This window comes from Pseudonocardia hierapolitana, from assembly GCF_007994075.1.
Lineage (GTDB): Bacteria > Actinomycetota > Actinomycetes > Mycobacteriales > Pseudonocardiaceae > Pseudonocardia > Pseudonocardia hierapolitana.
In genome coordinates, this window is the sequence record NZ_VIWU01000001.1 from 2,910,544 (window position 1) to 2,928,596 (window position 18,053).

Here is an 18,053-nt window from a genome sequence, read left to right on the forward strand (position 1 = left end):
GCTGCGGCCCCTCCTCCGAGCACGGCGGGCAGCGCTGACGCACCGTTCACACCCGCGTGACCCGGCGGGAACACCACACGCGGATCGATGCAGGATAACCGGGTGACGGTCGATCACACGAGCCGCGCGGCGCAGGTCACGCCCGTCCCGGTCGCTGTGACGTCGGCCGACGGGGTCGCGCTCGCGGGAGTGCACCTCTCGTGGAGGGCTCCTTCGGCGGGTACCGCGCTCGTCGTCGCGCACGCTTTCACCCATCACACGCGGCATCCGACCACCCGCAGGCTGCTCGCGGCGTTCGCGGCCGAGGCGCCCGTCCTGGCCCTCGACATGCGCGGCCACGGCCGCTCGGGAGGCCGCAACACCGTCGGCGACCACGAGCCGCTCGATCTGGACGCCGCCGTCGCCACCGCCCGAGCCCTCGGCTACGAGCGCGTGGCCACCATCGGGTTCTCCCTCGGCGCCGCGGTGGCCCTGCGCCAGGCCGCGGCCGGCGCCCACCGCCCGGACGCGGTCGTGGCAGTGAGCTCGCCCGCCCGCTGGTACTCGCGGGAGACCGCGGCAATGCGCCGGGTCCACTGGCTGCTGGAGCAGCCGCACGGCAGGCTCGCCGCCCGGGCGCTGGGGGTACGGCTCGACGGCGGCTGGGAGGTCGTCCCGCCCTCGCCCGTCGAGGTCGTCGCCGGCATCGAGGTACCGCTCCTGCTCGTCCACATCGCGGGCGACCGCTACTTCTCCGCGGCGCACGCTCGCACACTCGCCACGGCATCGGGGGATCGGGCGCAGCTGTGGGAGGAGCCCGGTGACGGGCACGGGGAGAGCGGCACGCATCCCGAGCTCGCCCGGCGGATCGCCCGGTGGGCGCTCGCCGCCTGCGAGGGGGCGACGCCCGAAGGGCACCGCGAGCCACCGGGGCGCAGCGGGGGCGCCGAACTCCGCAACCCCGGTGACGGGCGGGAACGGGCTCGCTCTACCGTCGAAGGCCTCACCCCGGCAGAGCGCCGGGCCGCAAGGTCGGAGGTCGGATGAGGCGCCTGGTCATCGCGCTGCTCGTCCTGGTCGGGCTGTTCGTCGCCGTGGACTACGGAGCGGCCGCGCTCGCCGAGTCCGCGGTCTCGCGCCAGATGCGCGAGCAGATCGGGCTGGTCGACGACCCGTCCGTGCGGATCAACGGTTTCCCGTTCCTCACCCAGGCGATCTCCGGCGAGTACTCCAGCGTGGACGTCGACGCCACCCGGATCCGCGTGGGCGAGCTGCAGGAGCTGACCGTGCACGCGCAGCTGCGCGAGGTCACAGCCCCGCTGCCGATGCTGCTCGGATCGGGCCCGAAGTCGCTGACCGTCAAGGAGGTCGAGGGCACGGTCCAGATCCCCGCCTCCGACGTGGAGCGGCTCGTCCCGGGCATCGAGAAGCTGCGCATCGAGAACATCGACGACTACGCGCTGGAACAGGCCGTCGACGAGGGCGGTGACAAGTCGCTGCGCACGATCGACCCGGAGAACGCGGTCCGCCTCGCCGGCACCGCCACCCTGCTCGGCCAGGAGGCGGAGGTGTCGGTGATCGCCACGCTCCAGCTGGTGGACGGGCAGGCGCAGATCGTGCCGCGCGACATCCGCCTCGGCGGCAGCGACGCGGAGCCGCTCCCGCCCGCGGTGCAGCGGACGCTGGAGCAGCGGTTCACCCTGCGGATCGATCCCGGCTCGCTCCCGCTCGCGGCCACCCCGACGAAGCTCCGCGCCGCCGGAGGGGCGATCGAGATCAGCGGATTCGCCGACGACCTCACCCTCGGCGACGGTGCGGTGTCGGCGACCGGGTAGTGATGTGCTCCTCATCGGCACTGCCGGGATGACTCATCCTCGGCTACCCTCACCAGCGTGTTCTGGCCGCTGACCCGTCGCCGCGCAGTTGACCTGTGCCGCGTCGGCAGCTGCCTCTGTCGCGCCTCCTGAGCGTTCGCGTCCTCCACGCACCCCTTCTCAGGAGCATCCGCATGTCCGCACCACCGCACCCGTCTGCCGTGCCCCGTGCCGGCAGCGTCTTCGCGCACGCCCGAAACCGCACCACCGACATCCAGGGAGCCACCGCATGAGTCGCCAGGACGTCCTGGTCACCGCCGACTGGGCCGAGAAGAACCTCGGCACCGACGGCATCGTCTTCCTCGAGGTCGACGAGGACACCACCGCCTACGACGGCGGTCACCTTCCCGGCGCCGTCAAGATCAACTGGACCACCGAGCTGCAGGACCCGGTGCGCCGCGACATCGTCGACAAGGACCAGTTCGCGCAGCTGCTGTCGGCCAAGGGCGTGAGCAATGACGACACGGTCGTGCTCTACGGCGGCAACAACAACTGGTTCGCCGCGTACGCCTACTGGCAGTTCAAGCTGTACGGGCACGCCGACGTCAAGCTGCTCGACGGCGGTCGCAAGAAGTGGGAGCTCGACGGGCGCACCCTCACCACCGACGTCCCTGAGCGTCCCGCCACCACCTACACCGCGAAGGACCCGGACCTGTCGATCCGCGCCTTCCGCGACGAGGTCGTCGACTCCATCGGCAAGAAGAACCTGGTCGACGTCCGCTCGCCCGACGAGTTCTCCGGCAAGATCCTCGCGCCCGCCCACCTGCCGCAGGAGCAGTCGCAGCGGCCCGGCCACGTGCCCTCGGCGATCAACATCCCGTGGAGCAAGGCGGCCAACGAGGACGGCACGTTCAAGTCCGACGAGGACCTCGCGAAGCTCTACGCCGAGGAGGGCTACGACGCGGACAAGCCGACCATCGCCTACTGCCGCATCGGCGAGCGCAGCTCCCACACCTGGGTGGTGCTGCACGAGCTGCTCGGCCACGGCGACGTCAAGAACTACGACGGCAGCTGGACCGAGTACGGCTCCCTCATCGGCGTGCCGATCGAGCTGGGCGCGGCCGCGAAGCAGGCCTCCTGATGTGCGGCGCCCCCGACCAGGCGGTTGCGCTCCCACCGGGCACCGACCTGACCAAGGAGACCGTCCTCACCGGCCGGGTCGTCGCGGGCGGTGAGCCCGTCGGCGGCGCCTTCGTGCGGCTGCTGGACGGCACCGGTGAGTTCACGGCGGAGGTCGTGGCGTCGGAGGCCGGGCAGTTCCGGTTCTTCGCCGCACCGGGCACCTGGACCGTCCGTGCGCTCTCGCGGGTCGGCACGGGCCAGGCCGAGCTGACCGCCGACGGCCCCGGCGTCCACCGGGCGGAGATCGCGCTCGCGTAGGCAGACCCCGTGCTGCAGCAAAGCCGCTTCACGCAAGCACGTCGCGGAAGGAGTGGCTTTGCTGCAACCGGGTAAGGTGCGCCCGGTGCAGTGGTTGTTCACCGGCGTCCTCCTGGCCACCTGCGCCGGGATCGTGACGTTCACCGGCTACCTGCTCCGCAGGCTCTTCACCACGGCCCCGGCCGAGCTCGACCCGTCGGCGGAGCCGAAGCCGTGACCGGCGCGAACGGCGAGCTGCCGGGCACCATCACCGGCCCGGCCAACGCCGCACCCGACTCACCGCAGCGCAACCGGCCGCGGTTCGACGACCTGCCGATCCCGGACGACACCGCGAACCTGCGTGAGGGCCCCGACCTGCACGAGCTGTGCATCGGGCTGCTCCCGCTCGTCGGTGTGTGGCGCGGCACCGGGGAGGTCGTCTACCCGACGATCGACGGCCCGTACACGTTCGGGCAGCAGATCGTCTTCGCCCACGACGGCCGCCCGTTCCTGACCTACGAGGCCAAGGCGTGGCTGCTCGGCCCGGACGGTGAGGTGCTGCGCCCCGCCGCACGTGAAACGGGGTTCTGGCGGCCGCAGCCCGACGGCGAGCTCGAGGTGCTGATCACCCACGCCACCGGGATCACCGAGATCTTCTACGGCCGCGCCCGCAACCTCACCTCGTGGGAGATCAAGACCGACGCGGTGGTGCGGACGGCGTCGGCCAAGGAGGTCGTCGGCTCCCACCGCCTCTACGGCCTCGTCGACGGCGGCGACCTGGCGTACGTCGACGAGCGGGCGATGATGGGCCAACCCTTGCAGCCGCACCTCTCGGCACGCCTGAACCGGATCGCAGGCTGACCTCTCCTGGTCAGTGCCGCTCTGCCGGCGCGGCCTCCAGCAGTTCCTGCACCTCCGCCTGCGGCAGCCTCGCCAGGCGGGCCAACTGATCCGGACGCAGACCCGCGGCGGCCAGGCGGTGCAGCACGCCACGCAGGGCCACGCGGCCCGTGCGGACGGCGTCGGAGAGGCGGTCCAGCTCGCCCAGGCAGGCCTCCAGCTCGACGGCGGCGCCGACGGCCCGCTCCGGGTCGTCGAGCAGCACGGCGAGCAGGCGGTCGCGCGCGTCGGAGGGCGGGGGGTCCTGCCGGGCCACGCCGTCGTTGTCGGGGCGCGGAGCCGGCACCGCTGCCGCCGGCTCGGGCTCGGGCTGGAGCTGCGCCGGCGTGGCGGGCACGGGCCAGCCCGCGGGCGGCAGGCCTGCTGCGGCCACCGCGGCGGCCGCGCCCCGGTCGGTCGCGGCGTCAGGCGGCTGACCGTTGCCGTCGGGGCTGTGGTCGCCGTTCGACCCGTATGCGGCGCTGGGGGCCCATCCGTTGCCGCCCGGGGCCGGGTCCGGAACGTTCGCCTCGACCGCCGGAGGCTCGGCCTCCGGGCCGTGAGCCGCCGTGGGGGCGAGGCCGAGGCCATCGGGCTCGGTGGTGGCGGCCGGATCGACATCCGCGACGGCCTGCGGGGCGGGATCGGGCTCCGCCTGTGGTGCCGGACCCTCGTGCGCGGGCGGGGCGGTGCCATCGGGCGGTGGCGGGTCCACCGGCCGCGGGACGCCGGCACGGCCCGCGGCCGCCCGCACGGCGAACGCCTGCGCCACCGCGGCCGCGACGGTGCGGCCCGAGCCGGCCTGGTGGTGGCGCACCGGCTCGGCGGGCTCGGCGGGCGGAACGGGATCGGGTGGGGTCTGCCCGCCGCCCGCGGGCGGATCCACCCGCGAGGAGACCTCAACGGGGCGCGGCATCGCAGCCGCCGCCACGGGGGCGGCCGACGGCTGCTGCGGCGCGGGGGGCACGGCGGGCCGGGGCGTCTGCTCGGCCGGTACGGGCATGGACATGGGCGTCTGCCCGGCGGGTGCGGGCGCGGGCTCGACCGGTGCCGGCGGAGCGGCAGCGGCGGCCTGGATGCGCGGCCGCGCGGCCGGGTCGACGACGGCACGTTCGGCGGGGCCCGGATCCGATGTCGCCGCGGCCGGCTGGGGCCTGCGCATGTCCGGCGGGATCCGGGTACCGCCGCTCGCCGGCTTCCGCCTGCGCGCGGCAACCACGACAAGGATCGTCGCACCGACGAGCACTGCGCCCAGGCCCAGCATGACCAGCGCAGACGCCGACATGGGCAGCTGCATGGTTGCGAACCGTACGCCTTTTCAGCTCACGGTGCGCAACAACGATCACCCAGAGCGTGACGCCGACGCGGAGCGCTCGGCACCGTTGCCGGAGGGTGCGGGACCCTGCTTTCCCGGCTCCCCGGACGTGCCCTGCCCGTCCCGGCGCGGTTCGGGGCGGGAGCCGTCCGGGCGCGCGCCGGAGGCCGGCCGGGGCGGGTTGCCCGTGGTCGCGGCGCCGTTCGCGGGCTTGTCGCTCGGACGCGGCGGCGAGACCTGGGAGGGCGGGATGGTCGGAACGAGCGCCGTGCGATCTCCCGCTGGGCGGTCGACCGGCCGCGCCGGCGGCCTCTGCTCGGCTCCACCACGCTTCGCCTGATCGGATGACGCCCGGAACAGGTCACCGGCTTCCTGCGTGCCCGGCCGGCGCTGATCGGCACCCGGCGAGGGCGCCGAGGCGGCACCCGGACCGGACGGCCGCCCACCGGCGCCTGCCTGCTGCCCGGGGCCGGGCCCTCGGGTGCCGGTCTGCTGGCCGGAACCGTTGCCGCCCTGCCCGTTCCCACGGGGCGGGGCCGGCTGCCCTGCGGGAGGCCGCTGCGCGGGGCCGTTGCCTCCCTGCGCGTTCGAGCCCTGGTTCGCCGCCGGCGCGTTCGTCCGGGGAGGCGACGGCTGCGCGGAGCCCGCTGCCGGGCCGTTCGGGCGCTGGCCGCCCTGCTGCTGCCCGGCGGGCCCCGACCCCTGCTTGGGGTTCGGGCTCGAGCCACCCTGTGCCGGGGCCGGCGAGCTCGTCGCGCCGGAGCCCGATCCGGCGTTGCCGGAAGCGGAGGGCGGAGCACCCTTCCCTCCCGGTCGGTTCGCTCCCGGGCCGCCCGGGGTCTGCGCGGGGCGGCCCTGTCCAGCGGAGCCCTGCCCGGCGGAGCCCTGCCCGGCGGAGCCCTGCCCGGCGGAGCCCTGCCCGGCGGAGCCCTGCCCGGCGGAGCCCTGTCCAGCGGAGCCCTGCCCAGCGGAGCCCTGCCCAGCGGAGCCCTGCCCAGCGGAGCTCGGGCCGGAGTTCTGCCCACCGGTGCCGGTCGGCTGCCAGGACCCGCCCGCGGCCGGTGGGGCCGAGGGCCGGGAACCGCCCTGGGCCGGCCCGCCGGACCCCGAGCCGCCGCTCGACCCGGCGGCGGGCGCAGCGCCCCTGGCCTGCCCCGAACCGGCTGCCGCAGGTGGCTGCGACGGAGCCGGCGCGATCGGCGGGACCTGGGGTGCGGCGCGGGTGACGGTGTCGGGAGCCACGGGACGCGCGGCGTCCTTCGGGGCATCGGCCCCCGGACGAGCCGGGGGCTGCCCCTGGCCGTCGGACGACGGGCGCGGCCGCGGGGTGGGGCTGGCCGGCGGCCGGGGCCCGGATGGTGCCTGCGACGGCTGCTGCGACGGCTGCTGGGACGGCGGGGCCGACTGCGGGGTGGAACCACCCGATCGGGTGCCCGCCGCCGGCTGCGGCGAGGGAGCCGGGGCGCCCGCAGGCCGGTTGCCTGCCGCCGGCTGCGGAGACTGCTGGGAGGACTGCTGCTGGGAGGACTGCTGCTGGGACGGCTGCTGCGGGGACGGCTGGGGCTTGCCGGGGCTCGGCTTCGCGGGGCCAGGCGAGGGCGAGGGGCCGCCGGGCCGGGCCGGGGCGCCGTCGACGCGGGTGAGGTCGAGACGCCCGGTGGGGGCCGCGAGCATGCCCTCGAGCTGCCCGCGCATGCGGGTGAGCTCTTTCAGGAGTGCATCCCGCTGCCGCACCAGGTCGGCCACCTGCGCGCGGACCTTCTCCTCCTCGGCCCGTGCGGCGGCTCGCGCCTTGTTGCGGATCTCGGCGGCTTCCTCCTCCGCCGCCTGCAGGATGCTCTGCATGCGGTCGGTGAAGCTGCCGACGAGGTCAGGGGCCTCGCCGCCCCGCTGCGGCGGCCCGCCGGGCCCGGGGCGGGGCGGCAGGGGGCGCGGACCGCCGGCCGCGGGCATGCCGCCGGGCGGGGACACGAGGGGCAACGGGTGGCTGCGCGCCATCTCGAGGTCGGCGCGCATCCGCGACACGACGCGCTGGAGGCGGGCCAGGTGCTCGTCGACCTGCTTGCGGTCGTAACCCCGGAGGACGACGTCAAAACTGGGGGCGCCGAGCGCGCCCGCATCACTCGTCATCCGTGGTCCCTCCCGAGCGTGATAGCCCTTCCACCCGCCGAGGGTAGGTAGGTCCAGGCTCCCAAACCTGGTCGTTCACCCTGACGGAGCATACCGACGAGACCCGGTCCTCGGGTATCGGAGCGCTGTAACCCCCGGTCCACCACCCGACACACCGGACATCGGAGCGCCTACCATCGGCTCGGTGGACACCACGTCGGGATCCGTGGAGAGCGGGCCTGCCGCCCTCCGCCGAACCCTGCACCAACGCGGCCTGCGGATGACGCCACAGCGCCAGCTCGTGCTCGACGCCGTGCGCGATCTCGGTCATGCCACCCCGGAGCAGATCTGCACGCAGGTCCAGCAGGCCGCGCCCGCGGTGAACATCACCACCGTGTACCGCACCCTCGACCTGCTGGAGCGGATCGGGCTGGTCCGCCACACCCACTTGGGCCACGGCGCACCCACCTACTCGGAGCAGGAGCACCAGCACCTCCACCTGGTCTGCCACACCTGCGGGTCCGTCACCGAGTCCCCGACCGACCTGATGGACGGCCTCGCGCGGCGGTTGCTCGCCGAGTCCGACTTCGCGCTGGACCCCTCCCACGTCGCGCTGTCCGGGCAGTGCGGCGAGTGCCGAGACGCAGCGGAGGCCCGACAGTGACGGATCTGCCGGGCACCGGCAACGACGAGGCCGTCCCCCCGCACCGGGGCGACCCCCTCGTCGAGCAGCGCGCCATGAGCCGGGGTGCCGCGGTCGTCGACCGCAGCCATCGCGGTGTCATCGCGGTCGCAGGCCCAGAGCGGCTGGGCTGGCTGCACCTGCTGCTCACCCAGCACGTCAGCGAGCTGCCGGCCGACACCGGCACCGAGGCACTCGTGCTGGACATCAACGGCCGGGTGCTGCACCACATGGTGGTGGCGAACACCGGCGACACGGTGTTCCTCGACACCGAGCCGGGCGACGTGCCGGAACTGCTGGGCTACCTGCAGAAGATGGTGTTCTGGTCGAAGGTGGTACCGCGCGACGCCACGGCGGAACTCGCCGTGCTGAGCGTCGTCGGACCGGACACCCCCGCCGTGCTCTCGGCCGCCGGTGTCGTGGTGCCGGAGCGCCCGCACGGCGTGCTCGGCCTTCCCGGCGGGGGCGTCGTCCGCCGCATGGACTGGCCCGGCCCCGACGCGGCCGACCTGCTCGTGCCCCGCGACGCGCTGGACACGTGGTGGGAGCGGCTCACCGGGGCGGGCGCCCGCGCCGCAGGCACCCTCGCCTTCGAGGCACTGCGCGTCGAGGCGCAGCGTCCCCGCCTGCACGTCGACACCGACGACCGCACGATCCCCCACGAGGTGGGCTGGATCGGCACGGCGGTGCACCTCACCAAGGGCTGCTACCGCGGCCAGGAGACGGTGGCCCGGGTGGCGAACCTCGGACGCCCGCCTCGCCGCCTGGTGCTGCTGCACCTCGACTCGGGCGACGAGACCCTGCCGGAGCCGGGTGACCCGGTGCTGCGCGACGGGCGGGCGGTCGGCCGCGTCGGCACCGTTGCGCTGCACCACGAGCAGGGCCCGGTGGCGCTGGCCCTGGTGAAGCGCAACGTCCCGGTGGACGCCGAGCTGACCGCGGGCGAGGAGGACCGGGTGACGCCGGTGGCGATCGACCCGAGCTCGTTCGTCCCGGACGTGGACACCCCACCACCAGGCCGAGCGGCCCAACTGGGCATCCGCTAGTACCGCAGCCGCCCCGGGCGCGAGGGTCGGCGTCACTTCACACACCCAGCAGCCACTTCACACAAGGCCGGCCTTGTGTGAAGTGCCCACACGCTGTGTGAAGGCTCGGGGGGATCTCAGTAGATAGGACGACCGTCCCAAATTCCGGTACAGCCGCCTATCGTCGGACCATGGGTTCGGGGCCTCGTTATCGATGGGTCGTACTGGTCGTCGGGACGGCCGCGCAGGCCGCGACCGCCTACTTCCTCGGGCTCGCCGCCGTCACGCCCGTGCTACGGGAGCACTTCGGGCTGGGGCTCTCCGGGGTCGGCGTGCTCATCGGGCTCGCCTCCGCAGGCCTGATCCCGACACTCATGGCGTGGGGCAGCGCCGCCGACCGGTTCGGCGAGCGCTGGGTGATGGCGTCCGGGCTCCTCGGGGCGGCCGGGACGCTCGGCGTCCTCGCGCTCGTCGACGACGCGGTGGTCGCGGGCGTGCTGCTCGTCGTGGCCGGGGCGTCCGGCGCGAGCGTCAACGCGGCCAGCGGGCGCGCGGTGCTCACGTGGTTCCCCGCGGCGGGCCGGGGCACGGCGATGGCGATCCGGCAGACCGCGGTGCCCGTCGGGGCCGCGGTCGCGGCCGTGGCACTGCCCCCGATCGCCGACGCGGGCGGGGTGCCCGCGGTGTTCGCAGCACTGGCCGTCACGTGCCTTGCCGCGGCGGTGGCCGTCGCCGCGTTCATCCGCGAACCGCCCGATCGGCCCGCCAGGTCCACCCGACCGGCGGCACGGGCCCGCGAAGTGCTGACCGACCGGAGGCTGCAGCGGCTGAGCGTGGCCGGACTCCTGCTCGTGGTGCCTCAGTTCCTCGGCTCGGTGTTCCTGGTGGAGGTGCTGCACGGCGGGGCCGGCCTCTCCCTGGCGGTCGCCGGGGCGCTGCTGGGCCTCACCCAGGTGCTGGGGGCCCTCGGGCGGCTGGCCAACGGCGCATGGTCGGACCGGGTGCGGAGCAGGCTCGGCCCGCTGCGCATCGTGGCGCTCGCCGTGGCGACGGGCTTCGCGCTCGCCGCCGTCCTGCGCCCCGGCCCGGCGGTCCTGCTCGCCGCCGTCCTCGTCCCGGCCGCGGCGCTCGCCATCAGCTGGAACGGGCTCGTGTTCACCGCTGCCGGGGAGATGGCCCCGAGAGGTCGCGCCGCCACCGCGATGGCCATGTCGAACACGGCCAACTACGTGTCCGGCGCCGCAACCCCCGCCCTCGGCGGGCTGGTGGCCGACCTCGCGGGCTGGTCGGCGGTGCTGACGATGGGTGCGGTCGCCGCGATCGGCGCACTGCTCGCGTTGCGCCACCTGGTGGAGCCCGCGGCCGAGTCACTGCCCGGGTGACCTCGACCACGTCCGCCCGAACGTGTGACGGAAACGGGGGGTGGAAGCGCGCGATGCCGGGGTACCGACCCACTGGGGCCAGCCCAGCGGGTGACCTCACACGCGTGCGGCGTCACATCACCGGTGCCACGTCGCACTCCTGCCGGTTCGCAAGGTACGGTGAACACCAGGAGATTGATGAGATGAATGGGGCCGCCGAGACATCCGGCCGCCCCTTCCCTGTTGTAAGGGGGACCAGCCATGGGGCGCGGACGAGCCAAGGCCAAGCAGACCAAGGTGGCCCGTCAGCTCAAGTACAGCTCCCCCACCATGGACCTCGACGCGCTGCAGCGTGAGCTCGGGAGTGCGGCACCCCACAACGGTGGGGCTGACGACGACTACGCCGATCCCTACGCTCCGGTCGAGGACGACGAGGACGACGCTCCGCAGCGGCGCTACCGCTGAGCGGCGGGTCGGTGGGGGGTTGGCGCAGGTGAGCGGACCGATCCGGGTCAGCTGGAGAGTGTGAGCGCGAAGGAGTACCGGCTCGCGCGGTAGATGTGCGAGCCGTACTCCACCGCACGGCCGCCGGCGTCCCACGCCGTGCGCGTCATCGTCAGCACGGGGGCACCTCTCGTGTCGCCGAGCAGCCGGGCTTCGGCTGCCGTCGCCGCGCGGGCACCCACGACCTGATCGGCCATCCGTGGCACGTAGCCCGCGGCGCGCAACAGCTCGTAGAGCCCACGCGCCTCGAGGTCGTCACGGCGCAGCGGGAGCACGTCCACCGGCACCGCGTTGTGCATCAGCGCGAGCGGTTCGCCCGTGGCGAACCGGATCCGCTCGAACCAGGTCACCTCGGTGCCCTCGGGCACACCGAGGGCCTCGGCCACGTGGTCGGGCGCCGGGCGGACGTCGAGGTGGCGGATCCGCGTGGTGGGCTGCTTGCCCGACTTCGCCAGGTCGTCGTACAGGCTGGAGAGCTCGACGGGCCTGCGCACCTTCGGGTGCACGATCTGCGTGCCGATACCGCGCTTGCGCACGAGCATGCCCCGCTCCACCAGGTACTGGATGGCACGGCGCATGGTGGGCCGGGACACGCCGAGCCGGTCGGCGAGCTCCACCTCGTTCTCCAGCCGGCCCCCGACCGGTAGCTGCCCGCTCTCGATGAGCTGTTCGAGCCTGCCCGCGACCTGGAAGTAGAGCGGCACCGGGCTGGTCCGGTCGAGCGCCGGGACCTTCATACGCCTCTCCTAGGACCTTGCGCACTATGTCCTGACAAAGTGTTGACAGGTATGGCGGGTCAGAGTACACCTGACCCGCGTGTCCGGGGTCACCTCCGAACACGGACGAAGGGGAGGCGGATGGCCGGGTTCGAGGTGCTCACCATGGGCCGCATCGGCGTGGACGTGTACCCGCTGCAGACCGGGGTGTCGCTGCGCGAGGTGCAGACGTTCGGCAAGTACCTCGGCGGCAGCGCGACGAACGTGTCGGTCGCGGCAGCGCGTCACGGGCGGCGCAGCGCCGTGATCAGCAGGACCGGGCAGGACCCGTTCGGCGAGTTCATCCACGACGCGCTGCGCGGCTTCGGCGTGGACGACCGGTACGTCACGCCGGTGCCGCACCTGCCGACGCCGGTGACGTTCTGCGAGATCTTCCCGCCCGACGACTTCCCGCTGTACTTCTACCGCTTCCCCAAGGCCCCCGACCTGGAGATCCACGCCGACGAGCTGGACATGGACGCCGTGCGGGACGCCGGCGTGTTCTGGATGACCGGCACCGGCCTGTCCCAGGAGCCGAGCCGCGAGGCAACACTCGCCGCCCTGCAGGCACGGGGCAAGGCGGGCATCACCGTGTTCGACCTCGACTACCGCCCGATGTTCTGGCCCTCCCGCGAGGAGGCCCGCCGCTGGTACCGGGAGGCGCTGCCGCACGTCACGGTGGCCGTCGGCAACCTCGACGAGTGCGACACCGCGGTCGGGACCCGCGAGCCGGACGCCGCGGCCAAAGCGCTGCACGAGGCGGGCGTCGAGCTCGCGGTCGTGAAGCAGGGGCCTGCGGGCGTGCTCGCCTCCGACGGGACCACGCAGGTCGTCGTCCCTCCGGTCCCCGTCGAGGTGGTCAACGGCCTGGGCGCGGGCGACGCGTTCGGCGGTGCGCTGTGCCACGCCCTGCTGTCGGGCTGGGACCTGGAGCGCGCGATGCGGTTCTGCAATGCCGCCGGCGCGATCGTCGCGGGCCGGCTGGCCTGCGCGGAGGCGATGCCCACGACCGACGAGGTCGAGGCCAAGCTCGGGGAGGCCGTCCGTGCTGGCTGACCGACTGCAGGAGCTCGTCGAGCTGCGGGTGCGCAGGCCGCAGGCCGTGGCCGAGGCCGCGCGGCGCCGCCGCAAGCCCGACTCGCTGCTGGGCGAGCACGGCAGGCTGATGATGATCGCCGCCGACCACCCGGCCCGCGGCGCGCTGCGGGCAGGCGACCGGCCCCTGGCCATGGCCGACCGCGGCGACCTGCTCGACCGGCTGTGCCTCGCGCTGTCCCGGCCCGGCGTCAACGGCGTCCTCGGTACCCCGGACGTGCTGGAGGACCTGCTGCTGCTCGGCGCGCTCGACGGCAAGGTCGTGGTCGGCTCCATGAACCGGGGCGGCCTGGCCGGCACGGCCTTCGAGATCGACGACCGGTTCACCGCCTTCGACGCGGCGAGCCTGGCGGCGGCCGGGTTCGAGGGCGGCAAGATGCTGGTCCGCATCGACCCGGAGGACCGCGCCACCGCGGCGACGCTCGAGTCCTGCGGCCGGGCGGTGAGCGAGCTGGCCGGCCACCGGCTGATGGCGATGGTCGAGCCGTTCATCTCCCACCGCGTCGACGGCCGGGTGCGCAATGAGCTCACCACGGAGGCCATGATCCGCGCCTCGACGGTCGCCGCCGGGCTCGGCAACACGTCCGCCCACACCTGGCTCAAGGTCCCGATCGTCGAGGAGATGGAGCGCGCGATGGCCGCCACGACCCTGCCCGCGCTGATCCTCGGCGGGGAGGTGACCGAGGACCAGGACGCCGCCTTCGCGAGCTGGAGCAAGGCCCTCGCGCTGCCGACGGTGAAAGGCCTGGTGATCGGCCGGTCGCTGCTCTACCCACCGGGCGACGACGTGGCGGGGGCGGTAGACGCGGCGGTGGGGCTCCTGTGAGCGGGCAGATCGGTTCCGACGAACGGCTCGTTGGCCGGATAGGTTCCGACGAACGCGCCGTTCGTCGGAACGTCGGGCCGCTCGTGCGGCGGGGCGAGACCTCCGAGGGGCCCTTCTCCCTCGTCGTGACGCCCGAGAACGCCGGGTGGGAGTACAGCTCGTTGCGCGTCCTCGAGCTGGCCCCGGGTGCGAGCGTCACCTTCGCGACCGGCCCGGACGAGATGGTCGTGCTGCCGCTGTCGGGTGGCTGCCGGGTGTCGTGCGACGGCGAGACGTTCGACGTGGCCGGCCGGCGTAGCGTCTTCACCCGCGTGAGCGACTTCGCCTATGTGCCACGGGACGCCGAGGTCACCGTGTCGTCCGCGGGCGGTGGGCGGTTCGCGCTCCCCGCCGCCCGGGCCACGCGGCGGCTGCCCGCGCGCTACGGCCCTGCCGAGGGCGTGGCGGTGGAGCTGCGCGGCGCAGGCCAGGCCAGCAGGCAGGTCAACAACTTCTGCAACCCGCAGACCTTCGACGCCGACAAGCTGATCGCCGTCGAGGTGCTCACCCCCGGGGCGAACTGGTCGTCGTTCCCGCCGCACAAGCACGACGAGGAGCGCGAGGGCGAGGCGCAGCTCGAAGAGGTCTACTACTTCGAGGTCGACCGCGACGGCCCCGCCTACCAGCGCGTCTACACCTCGGGACCGGGCCGGGAGATCGACGTCTGCGCCGAGGTGCGCAGCGGCGATACCGTGCTCATCCCCCACGGCTGGCACGGCCCGTCGATGGCCACGCCCGGCTACGACCTCTACTACCTCAACGTGATGGCCGGCCCGAGCCCGGACCGGGCGTGGCTGATCTGCGACGACCCGGCCCACGCCTGGGTACGCCGCACATGGGACGACCAGGAGGTCGATCCACGCCTCCCGTTGACGACGACCGAGGAGACGACGGCGTGAAGCTGACCGTGGCCCAGGCGCTCGTGCGGTTCCTCGCGAACCAGTACAGCGAGCGCGACGGCGTGGAGCACCGGCTGATCCCGGGCTGCTTCGGGATCTTCGGGCACGGCAACGTGGCCGGGCTCGGGCAGGCGCTGCTGGAGGCCACCCGCACCGGCGTGGACCTGCCTTACCACCTGGCCCGCAACGAGCAGGGCATGGTGCACACGGCCGTCGGCTACGCCCGGATGCGCAACCGCCTGCAGGCGATAGCGTGCACCGCATCGATCGGACCTGGCTCGACGAACATGGTCACCGGCGCCGCGCTCGCCACCACCAACCGGATCCCGGTGCTGCTGCTGCCGTCGGACGTGTTCGCCACCCGCGTCGCCAACCCGGTGCTGCAGGAGCTGGAGGACCCGCGCACCTTCGACATCTCGGTCAACGACGCGTTCCGGCCGGTCTCCCGGTTCTTCGACCGCGTGTGGCGGCCCGAGCAGCTGCCGTCGGCGCTGTTGGGTGCGATGCGCGTGCTCACCGATCCGGCCGAGACCGGCGCCGTGACGATCTCGCTGCCGCAGGACGTGCAGGCCGAGGCGTACGACTGGCCGGAGGAGCTGTTCGCGCCGCGGGTCTGGCACATCCCGCGCGCGGTGCCCGAGCCCGCTGCGCTGGCCAGGGCCGCCGAGCTGATCCGCTCGGCGGAGCGCCCGCTGGTCGTCGCGGGCGGCGGGGTGCACTACAGCGAGGCCACCGACGCGCTGCGCCGCTTCGCCGAGGCCACCGGCATCCCCGTCGGGGACACGCAGGCCGGCAAGGGCGCGCTGCTGTGGGACCACCCGGAGGCGGTCGGCGGTGTCGGTTCCACCGGCTCGCCGGTCGCGAACGCGCTGGCCCGCGAGGCCGACGTCGTCATCGGGATCGGCACCCGCTACAGCGACTTCACCACCGCGTCCCGCACCGCGTTCCAGCACCCGGGCGTGCGGTTCGTCAACCTCAACGTCGCGGCGTTCGACGCGGCCAAGCACGCGGGCGAGATGCTGGTCGCCGACGCGCGCGCGGGGCTGGAGGCGCTCACCGACGCCCTCGCCGGCTACCGGGCCTCCTCGACGTGGGACGTCTCCGCCTGGAACCGGACCGTCGACGAGGCGTTCCACCTGGGGCACCAGCCGCTCCCGGCGCAGACGGAGGTGCTCGGCGCGCTCAACGAGGAGATGGCGCCCACCGACGTGGTCGTGCAGGCGGCCGGGTCGATGCCCGGCGACCTCCAGATGCTGTGGCGCGCGCGGGACGCGAAGCAGTACCACGTGGAGTACGCCTACTCCTGCATGGGCTACGAGATCGCCGGCGCGCTGGGGATCAAGATGGCGGCCCCGGAGCGCGAGGTGTTCGCCCTGGTCGGTGACGGGTCGTACCTGATGATGGCGAGCGAGATCGTCACCGCGGTGTCGGAGGGGGTCAAGCTCAACCTCGTCATCGTGCAGAACCACGGGTTCGCCTCGATCGGGGCGCTGTCGGAGTCGGTGGGCTCGCAGCGGTTCGGCACCGCCTACCGGTACCGCAATCCCGACACCGGCCTGCTCGACGGCCAGACACTCCCGGTCGACCTCGCCGCCAACGCCGAGAGCCTCGGCGCCGACGTCATCCGCGTGCGCACGATCGAGGAGTTCCGCGAGGCGATCGCCCGCTCCCGCTCGTCCGACCGCACCACCGCGATCCACATCGAGACCGACCCGCTCGCCCCGGCACCCGACTCGGAGAACTGGTGGGACGTGCCGGTGGCCGAGGTCTCGCAGCTCGACTCCACCACCGCCGCCCGCAAGACGTACGAGGCGCACAAGTCGGAACAGCGCCCGCTGATCGGAGGCACCCCTCGATGAGGACCGTCACGCATTGGATCGGCGGCAAGCCCGCCACCGGCGAGTCCACCCGCACGGGCCCGGTCTGGAACCCGGCCACCGGCGAGCAGCAGGCCGAGGTGATGCTCGCGAGCCGCGCGGACGTCGACGCGGCCGTCCAGGCCGCGGCCGCGGCGTTCCAGACCTGGTCGCAGTCGTCGCTCTCGAACCGGACGAAGATCCTGTTCAACTTCCGGGAGCTGGTGAACGCCCGCATCCAGGACCTCGCGGAGATCATCTCCGACGAGCACGGGAAGGTCGTATCCGACGCCCGTGGCGAGGTGCAGCGCGGCCTCGAGGTGATCGAGTTCGCCTGCGGCATCCCCACCCTGCTCAAGGGCGAGTACTCCGACCAGGTCTCCACCGGCGTCGACCTGTTCTCGTTCCGCCAGCCGTTGGGCGTCTGCGCCGGCATCACGCCGTTCAACTTCCCGGCCATGGTGCCGATGTGGATGCACCCGGTCGCGATCGCGTGCGGCAACACGTTCGTGCTCAAGCCCAGCGAGCGCGACCCGAGCGCCTCGCAGCTGGTGGCCGAGCTGTGGGCCGAGGCCGGGCTGCCCGACGGCGTGTTCAACGTCGTGCACGGCGACAAGGAGGCCGTCGACGCGCTGCTCGACCACCCGGACGTGGCCGCGGTGTCGTTCGTCGGCTCCACCCCGATCGCGAAGTACATCCACGAGCGCGGCACCGCGAACGGCAAGCGCGTGCAGGCACTCGGCGGCGCGAAGAACCACGCCGTCGTGCTGCCCGACGCCCCCATCGACTACGCGTCCGACCACCTCGTCGCGGCCGCGTTCGGCTCCGCGGGCGAGCGCTGCATGGCGATCTCCGCCACGGTCGCCGTCGGCGGGGCGGCCGACGAGCTCGTGGCCGCCGTCAGCGAGAAGGCCCGTGCGGTGAAGGTCGGCCCCGGCCGGGAACCGGACAGCGAGATGGGCCCGGTCGTCACCGCCGCGGCGAAGGAGCGGATCGTCGGGCTGATCGGCAGCGGTGCCGAGCAGGGCGCCGAGCTCGCCGTCGACGGCCGCGGGCTCACCGTGCCCGGCCACGAGAACGGCTTCTTCGTGGGCCCCACGGTGATCGACCGCGTTCAGCCTGCGATGGACGTCTACCGCGAGGAGATCTTCGGGCCGGTGCTGTCGGTGGTCCGCGCCGACGACGTGGACGCGGCGATCGCGCTGATCAACTCCAACCCGTACGGCAACGGCACCGCGATCTTCACCTCCTCCGGGGAGGCGGCGCGCCGGTTCCAGCGCGGGGTGAACGTCGGGATGATCGGGATCAACGTGCCGATCCCGGTGCCGATGGCCTACTACTCCTTCGGCGGCTGGAAGGACTCGCTGTTCGGCGACAAGCACATCCACGGGCCGGAGGGCGTGTCGTTCTACACGCGCGCGAAGGTCGTGACGTCGCGGTGGCCGCACGTGGAGCACGCCACCGGCGCCAGCTACCACTTCCCGACGGCGACCTGA

Annotated in this window: 19 protein-coding genes; 16 read left to right on the top strand and 3 right to left on the bottom strand. The window is 73.8% G+C overall.

The window, feature by feature from the left end; genetic code table 11:
• Window positions 1-102 precede the first annotated feature (102 nt).
• The 7 genes from FHX44_RS13915 (at window position 103) to FHX44_RS13935 (ending at window position 4,073) form a co-directional block, all read left to right on the top strand.
• On the top strand, window positions 103-1,026 hold the full coding sequence (locus FHX44_RS13915; RefSeq protein WP_246170363.1) for an alpha/beta hydrolase family protein: 924 nt from the start codon (window positions 103-105) through the stop codon (window positions 1,024-1,026).
• Window positions 1,023-1,814: an LmeA family phospholipid-binding protein gene (locus FHX44_RS13920; protein ID WP_147256199.1), complete on the top strand. Its 792-nt coding sequence runs from the start codon at window positions 1,023-1,025 to the stop codon at window positions 1,812-1,814. Before FHX44_RS13915 ends, FHX44_RS13920 begins: the two co-directional genes overlap by 4 nt.
• 57 nt (window positions 1,815-1,871) lie before the next feature.
• Window positions 1,872-1,946: a putative leader peptide gene (locus FHX44_RS44195; protein WP_370645493.1), complete on the top strand. Its 75-nt coding sequence runs from the start codon at window positions 1,872-1,874 to the stop codon at window positions 1,944-1,946.
• Between the two features lie 136 nt (window positions 1,947-2,082).
• Complete coding sequence (locus tag FHX44_RS13925) at window positions 2,083-2,934, top strand: sulfurtransferase (protein WP_147256200.1); 852 nt, start codon at window positions 2,083-2,085, stop codon at window positions 2,932-2,934.
• Window positions 2,934-3,233, top strand: a complete 300-nt coding sequence (locus tag FHX44_RS13930) for a DUF1416 domain-containing protein (RefSeq protein ID WP_147256201.1) — start codon at window positions 2,934-2,936, stop codon at window positions 3,231-3,233. The genes FHX44_RS13925 and FHX44_RS13930 overlap by 1 nt, the downstream gene beginning before the upstream one ends.
• Window positions 3,234-3,291: 58 nt before the next feature.
• Complete coding sequence (locus FHX44_RS42140) at window positions 3,292-3,450, top strand: hypothetical protein (protein WP_170308900.1); 159 nt, start codon at window positions 3,292-3,294, stop codon at window positions 3,448-3,450.
• Between the two features lie 17 nt (window positions 3,451-3,467).
• Window positions 3,468-4,073 carry a heme-binding beta-barrel domain-containing protein gene (locus FHX44_RS13935; RefSeq protein ID WP_147261158.1) on the top strand — a complete coding sequence of 202 codons (606 nt, stop codon included), beginning with the start codon at window positions 3,468-3,470 and terminating at the stop codon, window positions 4,071-4,073.
• Window positions 4,074-4,083: 10 nt separating this feature from the next.
• On the opposite strand, the gene FHX44_RS13940 is transcribed toward FHX44_RS13935, so the two are convergent.
• Both FHX44_RS13940 and FHX44_RS13945 read right to left on the bottom strand, forming a co-directional pair.
• Window positions 4,084-5,388 (bottom strand): hypothetical protein, encoded by a 1,305-nt coding sequence (locus FHX44_RS13940; RefSeq protein WP_147256202.1) that lies wholly within the window; start codon window positions 5,386-5,388, stop codon window positions 4,084-4,086.
• Window positions 5,389-5,433: 45 nt separating this feature from the next.
• On the bottom strand, window positions 5,434-7,536 hold the full coding sequence (locus FHX44_RS13945; RefSeq protein WP_147256203.1) for a DivIVA domain-containing protein: 2,103 nt from the start codon (window positions 7,534-7,536) through the stop codon (window positions 5,434-5,436).
• A 259-nt stretch (window positions 7,537-7,795) separates the two neighbouring features.
• Between FHX44_RS13945 and FHX44_RS13950 the strand changes: the two genes are divergently transcribed.
• From FHX44_RS13950 to FHX44_RS13965, 4 genes are all read left to right on the top strand, one after another.
• Entirely contained in the window at window positions 7,796-8,179 is a 384-nt protein-coding gene (locus tag FHX44_RS13950) for a Fur family transcriptional regulator (RefSeq protein WP_147261159.1), read from the top strand.
• On the top strand, window positions 8,149-9,243 hold the full coding sequence (gene ygfZ, locus FHX44_RS13955) for a CAF17-like 4Fe-4S cluster assembly/insertion protein YgfZ (RefSeq protein ID WP_425469131.1): 1,095 nt from the start codon (window positions 8,149-8,151) through the stop codon (window positions 9,241-9,243). Before FHX44_RS13950 ends, ygfZ begins: the two co-directional genes overlap by 31 nt.
• 170 nt (window positions 9,244-9,413) lie before the next feature.
• Window positions 9,414-10,604 carry an MFS transporter gene (locus FHX44_RS13960; RefSeq protein ID WP_147256204.1) on the top strand — a complete coding sequence of 397 codons (1,191 nt, stop codon included), beginning with the start codon at window positions 9,414-9,416 and terminating at the stop codon, window positions 10,602-10,604.
• Window positions 10,605-10,844: 240 nt separating this feature from the next.
• A complete protein-coding gene (locus FHX44_RS13965; protein ID WP_147256205.1) occupies window positions 10,845-11,048 on the top strand; it encodes a DUF3073 domain-containing protein in 204 nt (67 codons plus the stop codon).
• 47 nt (window positions 11,049-11,095) lie between these two features.
• Here the strand turns inward: FHX44_RS13965 and FHX44_RS13970 are convergent, their stop codons facing one another.
• Entirely contained in the window at window positions 11,096-11,824 is a 729-nt protein-coding gene (locus FHX44_RS13970; RefSeq protein ID WP_147256206.1) for a GntR family transcriptional regulator, read from the bottom strand.
• Between the two features lie 120 nt (window positions 11,825-11,944).
• Between FHX44_RS13970 and iolC the strand changes: the two genes are divergently transcribed.
• The 5 genes from iolC to FHX44_RS13995 all read left to right on the top strand — a co-directional run bounded on the left by iolC (window position 11,945) and on the right by FHX44_RS13995 (window position 18,053).
• Window positions 11,945-12,898 carry a 5-dehydro-2-deoxygluconokinase gene (gene iolC, locus FHX44_RS13975; protein WP_212612466.1) on the top strand — a complete coding sequence of 318 codons (954 nt, stop codon included), beginning with the start codon at window positions 11,945-11,947 and terminating at the stop codon, window positions 12,896-12,898.
• Window positions 12,891-13,763, top strand: coding sequence for a Cgl0159 family (beta/alpha)8-fold protein (locus tag FHX44_RS13980; protein ID WP_212612986.1), 873 nt, complete (start codon window positions 12,891-12,893; stop codon window positions 13,761-13,763). The genes iolC and FHX44_RS13980 overlap by 8 nt, the downstream gene beginning before the upstream one ends.
• An 83-nt stretch (window positions 13,764-13,846) precedes the next feature.
• Window positions 13,847-14,701 (top strand): 5-deoxy-glucuronate isomerase, encoded by an 855-nt coding sequence (gene iolB / locus FHX44_RS13985; protein ID WP_147261162.1) that lies wholly within the window; start codon window positions 13,847-13,849, stop codon window positions 14,699-14,701.
• On the top strand, window positions 14,698-16,560 hold the full coding sequence (iolD, locus tag FHX44_RS13990; RefSeq protein ID WP_246170365.1) for a 3D-(3,5/4)-trihydroxycyclohexane-1,2-dione acylhydrolase (decyclizing): 1,863 nt from the start codon (window positions 14,698-14,700) through the stop codon (window positions 16,558-16,560). The genes iolB and iolD overlap by 4 nt, the downstream gene beginning before the upstream one ends.
• Window positions 16,557-18,053 carry a CoA-acylating methylmalonate-semialdehyde dehydrogenase gene (locus FHX44_RS13995; RefSeq protein WP_147256209.1) on the top strand — a complete coding sequence of 499 codons (1,497 nt, stop codon included), beginning with the start codon at window positions 16,557-16,559 and terminating at the stop codon, window positions 18,051-18,053. The genes iolD and FHX44_RS13995 overlap by 4 nt, the downstream gene beginning before the upstream one ends.